This window comes from Actinomycetospora chibensis (genome assembly GCF_028737215.1).
Taxonomy (GTDB): Bacteria; Actinomycetota; Actinomycetes; order Mycobacteriales; family Pseudonocardiaceae; genus Actinomycetospora; species Actinomycetospora chibensis.
The window spans coordinates 77,145-88,929 of the sequence record NZ_JAQZAM010000003.1 but is presented as its reverse complement, the minus strand read 5'-3'; the positions used below and the strand labels follow the sequence as shown (position 1 = coordinate 88,929).

The following is an 11,785-nucleotide window of genomic DNA, read 5'->3' as shown; positions in this document are numbered from 1 at the left end:
CGATGAGCGCCGGGACGTCGCTCGGTGAGCACACCGAGCACCCCGTCGAGGACGACCTGCGCCCCGAGGACCCGCCCCGGGCGCCGGTCGTCGGTCGCGGGCTCCGGCTGCTGCTCGCCGTCGGGGTTGCGCTGCTCGTGGGCGCGGGGCTGCTCGCACGGCTGGGTCTGGTGGGCGGGGACGCCATCGGGGCCGCCGACAACGGCGACGCCATCCGCCTGTACTGCGTCGCCGATCTCGTGCCCGACACCTCCGACCGCGCCGCCCCCGGCCACGGGGTCGCCGTCACCGAGTACCGCACCGGCGGCCCCGGCTGCCCCCGCGAGGCGCCCACCACCTCGGCGGGCCTGCTGCTGCAGGCGACCGTCGCGGTCACCACGGCCCTCGACGCCACGCCCCCGGCCCCGGACGGCTCCGACCGCTTCTCGCTGGAGTGGCTGGCCGCGGCCTACATCGGCCTCCTCGCCGCCGGCGCGGGGGTCGCCGCGCTCGCCGCCACGTCCGCCCCCTCCGTGGCCGGTCGACGAGCCGGCCGGGTCGTCCCGGTCCTGCTCGCGGTGGTCGTGCCACCCCTGATCCCACTGCTCGCCGTCCCGTGGTGGTCCCGCTTCCTGGTCTCCTCCTTCAGCGAGGCGGCCGGCCTGCTCGGCGCGGCCTGGATGGCGTGGGGCCTGCTGACGGTGGCCGTCACCCGTCCGACCGATCGCGGCGCGCGGGCCGCGGCCCTCGGGCTGGTCGCGCTGGGCGGCGCCGTCGCGGCCACGGCCAAGCCGGGGTTCCTGCCCGTCGGGCTCGTGGCGGTCGCGGTCTGCGCGGTCGTCACGGTCGGCACCCGGCCGTGGTGGCGCCGGGCGCCGGGGCTCGCCGTCGCCCTGCTCGCCGTCGCCGTCGCCGTGCCGCCCGTGCTCTCGGGGATCGCGGCCCAGGACGCGGCCTACGACAAGGTCAACGCCCACAACCTCGCGTTCACCGCCGTGCTCCCCGAGTCGGGGCCGGCGGCGACGGTCGCACTCGGCCTGCGCCCCGAGGCGTTCCGGCAGGCCGGCCAGCACTTCTACCTCGACGGCGGGCGCAGCGTGCCGAGCTGGGCGGAGACCGTGGGCGCGCGGCCCGACGAGCTGCGCTCCGCGGCGCGCCTGTGGGTGGCGCAGCACCCGCTCGTGCTGGCCCGCATGGTGCACCGGGGCCTCGTCGCGACCCTGCGACCCCACATCCCCTACCTGGCGAGCGAGACGGGCGGGCCGCGGACCGTCAGCGGCGAGATCCCCCGGCCCTCCTACCCCGAGGGCTCGCAGCTGATGGGCCCGACGTTCGTCTACTTCGACGGGCTGCCGGGGCGGTGGGTGCCGCCGACGGTGGTCGTCCTGGCCCTCCTGGCCGCGGCGCTGGCGCTGATCGCCTCCCGCGTCCCGCGCCTGTCGGCCGCGACGACCCCCACCGCGCGGGGGCTCGCGCTCACCGCCGGCGCGCTCGCCGTCACCGCGCTCGGGATCGTGCTCGTCGCGGTGCTCGGCGACGGGTACTGCGAGCTCGCCAAGCACGTGTGGCTCGGCTCGTACGCCCTCGTCGTCACGGCCGCGACGCTGGTCGCGGGCGGTGTGGCCGCTGGCGCCGGGTGGCTCGCCGGCCGAGCGGACCGCTGAGATCGGACGGACCCGACCGCGCGGCCGGTTCCCGACGGCGCCGCCGGGTGGTAACCACTCGGATGTGACCATCGCCGCTCTGTACCGCTACCCCGTCAAGTCGATGCTCGGAGAGTCCCTGGCGCGCGCCACGTTCGACGAGCGGGGGGTGCTGGGCGACCGCGCCTACGCCGTCCTCGACGTCGAGACCGGCATCGTCGCCAGCGCCAAGGTGCCGAAGCGGTGGGCGAGGCTGCTCGAGTTCTCCGCGGCGTTCGCCGGGGAGCCCGTCGCCGGGGAAGCGGCCCCGCCGGTGGTCATCACGTTCCCCGACGGGTCCACCCGCCGCAGCGACGACGCCGACATCGACCAGGCGCTCTCCGACGTGCTCGGCCGCGAGGTCAAGCTGATCACCACGCCGCCGGACGGTGTGGCGTTCGAGGAGCTCTGGGTGGACATCGACGGCCTCGAGCGCGCCGAGCTGGGCCCGGAGCACATCATCGAGGCGACCACCAAGCGCCAGGAGGACACCGGCGAGGCGATCAGCCACTTCGACGTCGCCGCCTTCGCCCCGCCGGGCCGCTTCTACGACCTCGCCGCGCTGCACGTCGTCACCGAGTCGACCCTCGCGCGGCTGCGGGAGCTGGCGCCGGAGAGCGAGTTCGACGTGCGCCGCTATCGGCCGAACGTCGTCCTCGCCGACACCCCGCCCGGCTTCGTGGAGAACGACTGGCCCGGGCAGGAGATGACGCTCGGCGACGACGTCCGCGTCGCGTACACCTTCCAGACCATGCGCTGCGTCATGACCACGATGGCCCAGGGCGACCTCCCCGAGGACCGCAACACCCTGCGCACCGTCGCGAAGAACAACCGCATCCAGATCGACAAGCCCGAGGTCGCCGGGAAGTGGGCGTGCGCCGGCGTCTACGCCGACGTCGCCGCGGGCGGCGAGGTCGCCGTCGGCGACGCCCACGCCTGACCGCCCGCGCCGTCGAGGAGGACACGCCCGTGGATCCCCGCTCGAGTACGGTCGACGGGGTGCTGGCGCGCAGCGCGCGCCGCACCCCCGACCGTGTCGCCCTGCACTTCGCCGACCGGACGTGGACGTACCGGGAGCTCGACGACGCCGTCACCCGCGCCGCGGGCTACCTCGGCGAGCTCGGTGTGTCCGCCGGCGACCGCGTCGCCGCCTACGGACGCAACTCCGACGCCTACCTGCTCGCCTTCCTCGGGTGCGCCCGGCTCGGCGCGGTCCACGTGCCGATCAACTACGCGCTCACGGGCGAGGAGCTCGGCTACCTGGTCGAGCAGTCGGGCAGCCGGCTGCTGCTCATCGACCCGGCGCTGGCCGGACCCGTCGCCGCGCTGGACTCCCAGCCGAAGCAGGTCGTCCCGCTCCGCGATGCGGCGGGCTCCTTGTTGGAGCGCGCCCGCACCGGCGAGCTCCCGGAGCTGACCAGCACCGTCGCCGACACCGACCTCGTCCAGCTGCTCTACACGTCGGGCACGACGTCGCGGCCCAAGGGCGCGATGATGACCCACCGCGCGCTGGTGCACGAGTACGTCTCGTGCGTGCACGCCATGGCGATGGGCGACGGGGACGACCCGCTGCACCCGATGCCGCTCTACCACTCGGCGGGCATGCACTGCTTCCTCATGCCCTACCTGATGGTCGGCGCGGTCAACCACCTCATGGAGGCGCCCGACATCCCGGAGATCCTGCGCCGGGTCGAGGACGACCGGCTCGGCGCGCTCTTCCTCGCCCCGACGGTGTGGGTGCCGCTGGCCAACCACGCCGACTTCGGCACGCGGGACCTCTCGAGCCTGCGCAAGGCGTTCTACGGCGCGTCGATCATGCCCGGCCCGGTGCTCGCCCGGCTGCGCGAGCACCTGCCGGGGCTCGCGGTCTACAACTGCTTCGGGCAGTCGGAGATCGGCCCGCTCGCCACCGTGCTGCAGCCCGAGGAGCACGACGAACGCCCGGAGTCGTGCGGGCGCCCGGTGCTGTTCGTCGAGCTCCGGGTGATCGACGACCAGGGTGATGACGTCGAACCCGGCGGCACGGGCGAGGTCGTGTACCGCTCACCCCAGCTCTGCGAGGGCTACTGGGACAAGCCCGAGGAGACCGCGGAGGCCTTCCGCGACGGCTGGTTCCACTCGGGTGACCTCGTGCGGATCGACGAGCAGGGTTTCATCACCGTCGTCGACCGCATCAAGGACGTGATCAACACCGGCGGCGTGCTCGTGGCGTCCCGCGAGGTCGAGGACGCGCTCTACACCCACGAGGCCGTCGCCGAGGCCGCGGTGATCGGGGTGCCCGACGAGCGCTGGATCGAGGCGGTCGCGGCGTTCGTGGTGCTCAAGGGCGAGGTGTCGTCCGAGGAGCTGATCGCGCACGCCCGCGGGCGACTCGCGGGCTACAAGACGCCGAAGAGCATCCACGTCGTGGACGAGCTGCCCCGCAACCAGTCGGGGAAGCTGCTGAAGCGGGTCCTGCGCGACCAGGTGCCGTCCTGAGCGGCCCGCAGGTGTCCGGGCCGCCAGCGGCGTTCGAGCGGCACGGGAACTGGTTCACCCGCGGCGGTTGGTGGTTCGTCGTCCACCTGCTCGGCGCCGGGGTCCTGCTCCCGGTACCCCTGGCGCACGCCGCCGTACGCACGAGGCGGCCGTGGCACGTGGTCGCCGCGGTCGCGTCGCTCGTCCTCGTGCTCGCGACGTTCGTGTTCGTCGGCGCGGCGGATCGCGGTCCCGACGGCTCGACGACCGGTCTGTTCGCGACCCTGTCCTCGATGAGCATCCTCACGCTCTACGTGGGTGGGCTGGCCGCGCTGATCGTGGTGCGGCACCAGGTGTTCGGCCCCCGGGCCCGGCCCACCGGATGGGACCGCCCGCTGCCGGACCCGGCCGTCGCCGCCGCGCTCGCGGCGCGCGACCGCCGCGCCGAGGCCCGCCGTCTCGCCGCGCAGGACCCGATGCTGGCCCACGAGCTGCGCGTCGGACGCCCGGACCTGCCGCGCTCCTACGACGACGGCGGTCTTGTCGACCTCAACGCCGCGCCGGCCCAGGCCATCGCCCGGACCTGCGGGATCGCGCCGGAGCACGCCCAGCGGATCGTCGCGTGCCGCTCCGCGGCGGGCCGGTTCGCCACCGTCGAGGACGTGTTCGTCTGGGCGGACCTGCCCTTCGAGACCTGGGACTACGTCCGCGACCGAGCCGTGGTGCTCGGGCGCTGATCGCGTGTGGGACGGTTCGCCGCAGCCGAACCGGACCGAGGAGTGGGCGATGCAGGACGCGGTGACCGAGCACATCCGGGCGTCGCCGGAGACGGTGTGGGAGCTGGTCTCGGACGTCACCCAGACGCACCGCTACAGCGAGGAGACCTTCGAGGCCGAGTGGCTCGACGGCGCGACCGGGCCGGCGGTCGGGACGCGCTTCCGCGGGCACGTGCACCGCAACGGCCGGGGTCCGACGTACTGGTCGACCTGCCGGATCACCGCGTGCAAGCCGGGCCGCGAGTTCGGGTTCGAGGTGCTGGTGGGCGGACGCCCGATCAACAACTGGCACTACCGGTTCCAGCCCAAGGACGACGGCACCGACGTCACCGAGTCGTTCCGCCTCACCCCCAGCATCGGGACGCGGTTCTACTGGACGCTGGCCGGCTGGGCGCGCGGACGGACCAACCGGGCGAACATGCGCGCGACGCTGCAGAAGATCAAGGCGATCGCCGAGTCCGGCGGCTGATCGGCCTGTTCGAGCAGGCCCCCGTATCTCCCGTATGCCCGGCGCGTTCTCCCAGTGGACGACCGATCGGGGGGATCGTGGGCCGTAGGACGCGGGCAGCAGGGCGTTGGGTGGGTGCGGGGCTCGTGGCTCCGCTCGCGGCGGTGCTGGTGGCGACGGGGGTGCCGGCGTCGGCCGCCCCGGCCATCGGTATGGCGCCACCGTCGGGTGCGACCGAGGACGTCGAGCCCGCCCGGCTCCCGTCCGCGGCCGCCACGCCGGCGCAGGTGGAGGACGAGCGCCTCACGACGCCGAGCCCCTCCCCCGACTCGGGCGGCGCACGGCAGGCCACGAGCCCCGATCCGCTCAAGCTCGTCGCGGTGACCTGGACCGGGGCGACACCGCAGGTCATCGAGCTGCGCAGCCGGCTCGCCACCGGGCTGTTCGGGCCGTGGACGCGGGTCGATCCCGTCGACACCGAGCGCGACGGGCGGCGCGCCGCCTCCTCCGGGACCGAGCCGATCTGGGTGGCCGACAGCAAGGAGGTCCAGGTCCGGGCGAGCACGGACGGGCAGCCGGTGACCCAGCGGGTGGCGCTCACCTCGATCGACCCCGGGACCGGCAGCAACGACTCGCGGATCGCGGCGGCGGCCGTCACCCCAGGCGGGGCGACCGGCAGCCCGAGCAGCCCGGCCGTGGTGACCCGTGCGCAGTGGGGCGCCGACGAGCGCCTGATGACGTGGACACCCGAGTACACGCCCACCGTGCGGGCGGTGACGATCCACCACACGGCGGGCACGAACGCCTACTCGGCCGCCGAGTCCGCGGCCATCGTCCGGGGGATCTACACCTACCACGCCCGCACGCAGGGCTGGGGCGACATCGGCTACAACGTCCTCGTCGACCGGTACGGGACGGTGTTCGAGGGGCGGGCCGGGGGCCTGGCCCGCTCGGTCATCGCCGCGCACGCCGGCGGGTTCAACCGCGAGACCTTCGGCATCGGGATGATGGGCGACTTCACCTCGGTCGCCCCGCCGGCGGCCACCATCGAGGCGACCGCACAGCTCGCGGCGTACAAGCTGGGCGGGCTCTACCGCGACCCGAACGCCGCGGTCACGCTGACCAGCGCCGGGGGCGGCACCTCGCGCTACCCGGCCGGCCGCGCGGTGACGCTGCCGACCGTGTTCGCGCACCGTGACGTGGGCGCCACCGAGTGCCCCGGCAACACCGGCATCCGCTCCATGCCCGCCATCCGCTCGCGCACCGCGGCGCTGGTCGGCAACCTCGCGACCTACCCGATCCGTCAGAAGTGGCTGGCGCAGCGCAGCGTGCTCGCCGAGCCGTCGGTGGTCGAGAGCCCGACGTCGAAGTCGGCGCGCGTGACCCGGTTCTCCGGGAGCAACGGCGCGGTCTACTGGTCGAGCGCCACCGGGGCCTGGTCGGTACAGGGCGTCATCAACTCCCGCTACGACGCCCTCGGCGCCGCGGGCTCGGTGCTCGGCCTGCCGCGGACCGACGAGAAGGCCACCCCCGACGGGCGCGGGCGCTACAACCAGTTCCAGTCGGGCGTCGTCTACTGGACCTCGGCGACGGGGGCCTGGCCCGTGCGGGGTCCGATCCTCACCCGCTGGGGCCAGCTGGGCTACGAGCGGTCGAGCCTGGGCTACCCGAAGGGCGACCAGTTCGCGGTCACCGGCGGGGTGCGCCAGAACTTCGAGCGCGGCTACCTGCGCCTCAACACGAGCTCCGGAGCCGTCACGACGAACGCGTGAGCTACTCGGGGTGCCCGATCGCGGTCGACGCGGGGACCACGACGTACTGGCGCAGGCAGAGGTCGGTGAAGACCACCGGGCCGCGGGGGCCGGGGACGTGGTCGACGTTGATCCCGGTCTCCGGGACGCGGCGCAGTTTCACGCCGTCGAGCAGGCGGGTGGTGGCGTTCCAGAAGGCCCCGGTGCCGGCGTAGGTGTCGAGGAACTCCCGCGCCGAGGCCTCGTCGGCGGTCACGATCGTGGCCGCGAGTCCCGACGTCTCCCGGTTGGCCGTGGTGGCCGCGTCGGCCGGGCCGTCCACGGGCGCCAGGGTCACCGTCGCCTCGTTCCCGTCGTCGAGCGCCCACTCGTGCCCGAGCGCGTGCTCGTGCGGGGGCAGCGAGGCGCGCAGACCGTGCTCCTCCAGGAGCGCGACCAGGCCGGGGACCAGCTCGTCCCAGCGGTGCCGGTCGACGAGCAGGAGGTTGAGGCGGTTGCAGACGCCGAGCCGGTCGATCGACGAGGTCACGAGCGTGTGCGCGAGCTCGACGGGCGCGGCACGGTCGACGTAGAGCACGCCGCCGCCGTCGGCGTGGGCGAGCGTGCGCACCCCGTGCTGCGCGGCCTCGAGACCGAGCGAGCGCGTCGTGTCGCCGGAGCCGCGCAGGATGACCAGCGGGATGAGGCCCGGGCGGCGCACCAGCTCGACGGCGCACTCGCGGCGCGGGTCGGTGACGAGCACGACGGAGTCGGGGTCGAGGCCCGCGCCGGCGAGCGCGGGGGCGACGACGGCCTCCATGAGTGCGGTGGCCGACGCGAGCGCCGCGCCGCCGGTGCGCAGGACGCCGGCGTTGCGCGACTTCAGGAGCTGGGAGGCGACGTCGACGACCACGTTGGGACGCGCTTCGAAGTTCGCCCCGATGACGCCGACGGGCCGCCGGCGCTCGATCAGGCGCAGCCCGTCGGGGCGCTCCTCGAGCACGGTGTCGATCTCAGGCGTCGGGATGTCGGCGAGCTCCACCAGCGACCGGGCCATGCCCTCGAGGCGTGCGCGGTCGAGGCGCAGGCGGTCGACGAGCGCCGAGGTGGTCCCCGCGCTCTCGGCGGCCTCGACGTCCGCGGCGTTCGCCTCGAGCACGGTGTCGGCGGCCTCGACGAGCAGCGTCGCCATGCCGCGCAGCGCGGTCGCGACCTCGTGATCGGTCGCGGCCGCCATCCGCGGGGCGGCCGCGGAGGCCCGGCGGCCGCAGTCGGTGACGATCTCGGTGGGCGTGGTCGGGGTGGTCGCGGCCGGGCTCGTCACGCCCGCCATTGTGCCCATCCCGTCCGCCCCGGGAGCCCCGGGCTCTGGAGCAGGGAATCGTGATCGTTCCGTGACCTCGTGGGGGTCCCGGGAGCCGCTCTCTCGGCCGTCGCTGTCGGGGGTCGCCCCTCACGTCGTCCTCGTGAGCATCGACCAGGACGTCCGGTCCGGCCTCGCGGCCGAGCTGGACGCTCTCGCGCCCGGCGCGGGGCTGGTCGCCGCTCTCGAGCGGCTGTCGCCGGCGACGCTGACCGGTGAGGACCTGGCCTCCTACGTCCGGACGTGCGCACGGGCCCAGAGCCAGGCCGCGGCGGGCCGCTTCGTGATCCGCACCCGCGCCGGCGTCCACCACACGACCCTGCCCACGAGGATCCTCGAGCCGCTCCCCCCGCCTCGACCGTCCGTCCGGCCCTCGGCCCCTGCCGGAGGAGGGCTGGACCGAGGAGGAGCCCGGCTGGCGGCAGCGGTTCCTCCGCAGGACGGGCACGCTCACGACCACCGACAGACCCGCGACCCCGCCGGTGATGCACGCCGCCGACGAACCGCCGCCCTTCTGACACCCTGCGGCCGCCGGGCCGCGTCGGGAACGCGTCAGCTCGAGGGGCTGGTGGCCGCCGCCGGATCGGCGGCGGGGTCGGTGGCCGCAGGATCGGCGGCGGGACGAGTGGCCGCGGGATCCGTGCCCGCGGGACCGTTGGCCGTGGGACCCGGTGCCCCGGGATCGGTCGCGCCGCGCCCGGGGCCCGAGATCGTCGAGCCGACCGGCACCAGGTCGTCGGCGTGCACGACCTCCCGCCGGTGCTCGGGCGCCACGTCCTCGCTGGACCGCCCGGAGATCTCCGGGAGCTCCTCGGCGTCGAAGGCGACGACCCCACGGGCGACGACCTCCCCGTGCGGGTCGACGAGATCGACGACATCACCCGCCTCGAAGTCGCCGTCGGAGCCCACGATCCCGGCCGCGAGCAGGGAGCGACGGCGCCCCACCACGGCCTTCACCGCGCCGGCGTCGAGGTGCAACCGCCCGCGCGTGCCGGCCATGTGACGCAGCCAGAAGCGGCGGGCCGACAGCCGCGGACCGTGCGGCGCGAACACCGTCCCGACCTCGGCGCCGTCGAGCGCGGCCGGGGCGTCGGCGGCCGCGGCCACGAGGACGGGCACCCCGGCGCCGCTGGCGAGGTCCGCCGCGGCGAGCTTGGAGGCCATCCCGCCGGTGCCCAGCGAGGAGGTCCTGCCGACGCGCACGCCGGCGAGGTCGGCGCCGCCCGTGACCTCCCGGACCAGCGTGGCCCCGGGGTCGCGCGGGTCGGCGTCGTAGACCCCGGCGACGTCGCTGAGCAGCACCAACGCGTCGGCCGAGATCACGTGGGCCACCAGCGCGGCCAGCCGGTCGTTGTCCCCGAAGCGGATCTCGTCGGTGGCCACGGTGTCGTTCTCGTTGACCACCGGGACGACACCGAGTCCGAGCAGGCGCTCGAAGGTGCGCTGGGCGTTGCGGTAGGGCTGGCGCCGCACGACGTCGTGGGAGGTGAGCAGGACCTGGCCCACGGTGCGCCCGTGGCGGGCGAACGCGTCGGCGTAGGCGCGGGTGAGGTGCAGCTGCCCGACGCCCGCGGCCGCCTGCTGCGTCGCGAGGTCCCGGGGCCGGCGCGGCAGACCGAGCGGTCGTAGACCCGCCGCGATCGCCCCGGACGACACGAGCACGACCTGGGTGCCGGCCGCCCGGGCGGCCACGGCGTCGACGAGCGCGTCGAGGCGCCCCACGTCGAGCCCGCCGTCGACCGACGTCAGCGACGTCGACCCGATCTTCACCACCAGCCGCCGCGCCCCGGCGACGGCCTCGCGGGCAGTCATCGATCGTCGCCGCGGAGATCGGCCGGCACGTCCTCGTAGTCCTCGTGCCACGGCGCGATGCCGAGCTCGTCGTCGTCGCGGTGGCGGCGGCGCTCGTCGCGGGCCGCGCGGCGCTCGGCCGCGGACGCCCGGTCGACGTTGTCGATGCCCTCCAGGCGGGGGTCGGTGCCGCGGTTGCCGCGCATCGCCGCCACGCCGGCCGGGGTCGAGGGCTCCCAGTCGAAGGTGTTGATGCCGATCGTCACCATGTCACCGGGCACCGCCCCGGCCTCGGCGAGGGCCTCCTCGACCCCGAGGCGGGCGAGCCGGTCCGCGAGGTAGCCGACGGCTTCGTCGTTGGTGAAGTCGGTCTGCCGCACCCAGCGCTCGGGCTTCTCGCCCCGGACGAGGAACCCCTCCTCGGGGTCGCGACCGACGGTGAAGCCGGTGTCGTCGACGGCCGTGGGGCGCAGGACGACGCGCGGGGCGGTCGAGGGGGCGGCGGTGGCGCGGGCCTCGTCGACGGCCGCGGCCATCTTGTAGGCGAGCTCCTGCAGGCCGGCGCGGCTCGCGGTGGAGATCTCCACGACCGGCCAGCCGAACTCGGCGACCTCCCCGCGCACCATCTCGGCGAGGTCGGCGGCATCCGGCACGTCGATCTTGTTGAGGGCGACGATCCGGGGACGCGCGGCGAGGTCGGTGCCCAGGGCCGGGGTGTACGCCGCAAGCTCCGCCTCGAGCGCGCGGATGTCGGACACCGGGTCGCGCTCGGGCTCGAACGTCGCGCAGTCCACGACGTGCACGAGCACCGAGCAGCGCTCGATGTGGCGCAGGAAGTCCAGCCCGAGACCCTTGCCCTCGCTCGCGCCGGGGATGAGGCCGGGAACGTCGGCGACCGTGTAGGTGCTGCCGCCGGCCGAGACGACCCCGAGGTTGGGCGCCAGCGTCGTGAACGGGTAGTCGGCGATCTTCGGCTTGGCCGCGCTGATGGCGCTGACCAGCGACGACTTGCCCGCGCTCGGGTAGCCCACCAGCCCGACGTCGGCCATCGAGCGCAGCTCGAGCACGAGGTCGCGCGACTCCCCCGGCTCACCGAGCAGCGCGAAGCCCGGGGCCTTGCGCGACGGCCCGGCCAGGGCGGCGTTTCCGAGCCCCCCGCGACCGCCGCGGACCGCGACGAGCCGGGTGCCGATGCCGGTGAGGTCGCCGACCACCTCGCCGTCGGTGTCGAGCACGACCGTCCCCTCGGGCACGGCGAGCTCGATGTCCTCGGCGTTGGCGCCGTGGCGGAAGCTCCCCATCCCCGGCTTCCCGTTGCCGGCCACCGCGTGGGGCCGGTGGTGGAAGTCGAGCAGCGTGTGGACGCCGGGATCGACCACCAGCACCACGTCCCCGCCGCGCCCGCCGTTGCCGCCGTCCGGCCCACCGAGGGGCACGAACTTCTCCCTGCGGATCGACGCGCACCCGTGGCCGCCGCTCCCCGCCGTGACGTGCAGCGTCACCTGGTCGACGAACCGGGCCATCGGGTGTGCGGTGTCCTTCCGGAGTTCGAGAGCAGG

General features: G+C 75.0%; 9 protein-coding genes. 6 read left to right on the top strand and 3 right to left on the bottom strand.

Annotated features, from left to right (window positions below; translation table 11 throughout):
- Positions 1–2 precede the first annotated feature (2 nt).
- The 6 genes from wsfD to PH189_RS05035 all read left to right on the top strand — a co-directional run bounded on the left by wsfD (position 3) and on the right by PH189_RS05035 (position 7,114).
- Positions 3–1,643: a glycan biosynthesis hexose transferase WsfD gene (gene wsfD, locus PH189_RS05060; protein ID WP_274187670.1), complete on the top strand. Its 1,641-nt coding sequence runs from the start codon at positions 3–5 to the stop codon at positions 1,641–1,643.
- 64 nt (positions 1,644–1,707) lie between these two features.
- Positions 1,708–2,601: an MOSC domain-containing protein gene (locus PH189_RS05055; RefSeq protein ID WP_274187669.1), complete on the top strand. Its 894-nt coding sequence runs from the start codon at positions 1,708–1,710 to the stop codon at positions 2,599–2,601.
- A 29-nt stretch (positions 2,602–2,630) separates the two neighbouring features.
- Positions 2,631–4,139, top strand: coding sequence for an acyl-CoA synthetase (locus PH189_RS05050; RefSeq protein ID WP_274187668.1), 1,509 nt, complete (start codon positions 2,631–2,633; stop codon positions 4,137–4,139).
- A gap of 11 nt (positions 4,140–4,150) precedes the next feature.
- The gene (locus tag PH189_RS05045; RefSeq protein WP_274187667.1) at positions 4,151–4,855 is read left to right on the top strand and encodes a helix-hairpin-helix domain-containing protein; all 705 of its coding nucleotides are present in this window, start codon (positions 4,151–4,153) and stop codon (positions 4,853–4,855) included.
- Between the two features lie 49 nt (positions 4,856–4,904).
- On the top strand, positions 4,905–5,363 hold the full coding sequence (locus tag PH189_RS05040; protein ID WP_274187666.1) for an SRPBCC family protein: 459 nt from the start codon (positions 4,905–4,907) through the stop codon (positions 5,361–5,363).
- Positions 5,364–5,488: 125 nt separating this feature from the next.
- A complete protein-coding gene (locus PH189_RS05035) occupies positions 5,489–7,114 on the top strand; it encodes an N-acetylmuramoyl-L-alanine amidase (protein ID WP_274187665.1) in 1,626 nt (541 codons plus the stop codon).
- 1 nt (position 7,115) lies between these two features.
- Here PH189_RS05035 and PH189_RS05030 read toward each other — a convergent pair whose 3' ends face one another.
- The 3 genes from PH189_RS05030 to obgE form a co-directional block, all read right to left on the bottom strand.
- The gene (locus PH189_RS05030; RefSeq protein ID WP_378014920.1) at positions 7,116–8,405 is read right to left on the bottom strand and encodes an aldehyde dehydrogenase family protein; all 1,290 of its coding nucleotides are present in this window, start codon (positions 8,403–8,405) and stop codon (positions 7,116–7,118) included.
- Positions 8,406–8,987: 582 nt separating this feature from the next.
- The gene (gene proB, locus PH189_RS05025) at positions 8,988–10,247 is read right to left on the bottom strand and encodes a glutamate 5-kinase (RefSeq protein ID WP_274187663.1); all 1,260 of its coding nucleotides are present in this window, start codon (positions 10,245–10,247) and stop codon (positions 8,988–8,990) included.
- Positions 10,244–11,749, bottom strand: coding sequence for a GTPase ObgE (obgE, locus tag PH189_RS05020; RefSeq protein ID WP_274187662.1), 1,506 nt, complete (start codon positions 11,747–11,749; stop codon positions 10,244–10,246). The genes proB and obgE overlap by 4 nt, the downstream gene beginning before the upstream one ends.
- Positions 11,750–11,785 lie beyond the last annotated feature (36 nt).

What these genes read in the sequence shown, in the direction of transcription:
- wsfD (WP_274187670.1), top strand. Translation starts at nt 3, where the DNA reads ATGAGCGCCGGGACGTCGCTCGGTGAGCACACCGAGCACCCCGTCGAG.
- obgE (WP_274187662.1), bottom strand. Translation starts at nt 11,749, where the DNA reads ATGGCCCGGTTCGTCGACCAGGTGACGCTGCACGTCACGGCGGGGAGC.
- PH189_RS05030 (WP_378014920.1), bottom strand. Translation starts at nt 8,405, where the DNA reads ATGGCGGGCGTGACGAGCCCGGCCGCGACCACCCCGACCACGCCCACC.
- proB (WP_274187663.1), bottom strand. Translation starts at nt 10,247, where the DNA reads ATGACTGCCCGCGAGGCCGTCGCCGGGGCGCGGCGGCTGGTGGTGAAG.
- PH189_RS05040 (WP_274187666.1), top strand. Translation starts at nt 4,905, where the DNA reads ATGCAGGACGCGGTGACCGAGCACATCCGGGCGTCGCCGGAGACGGTG.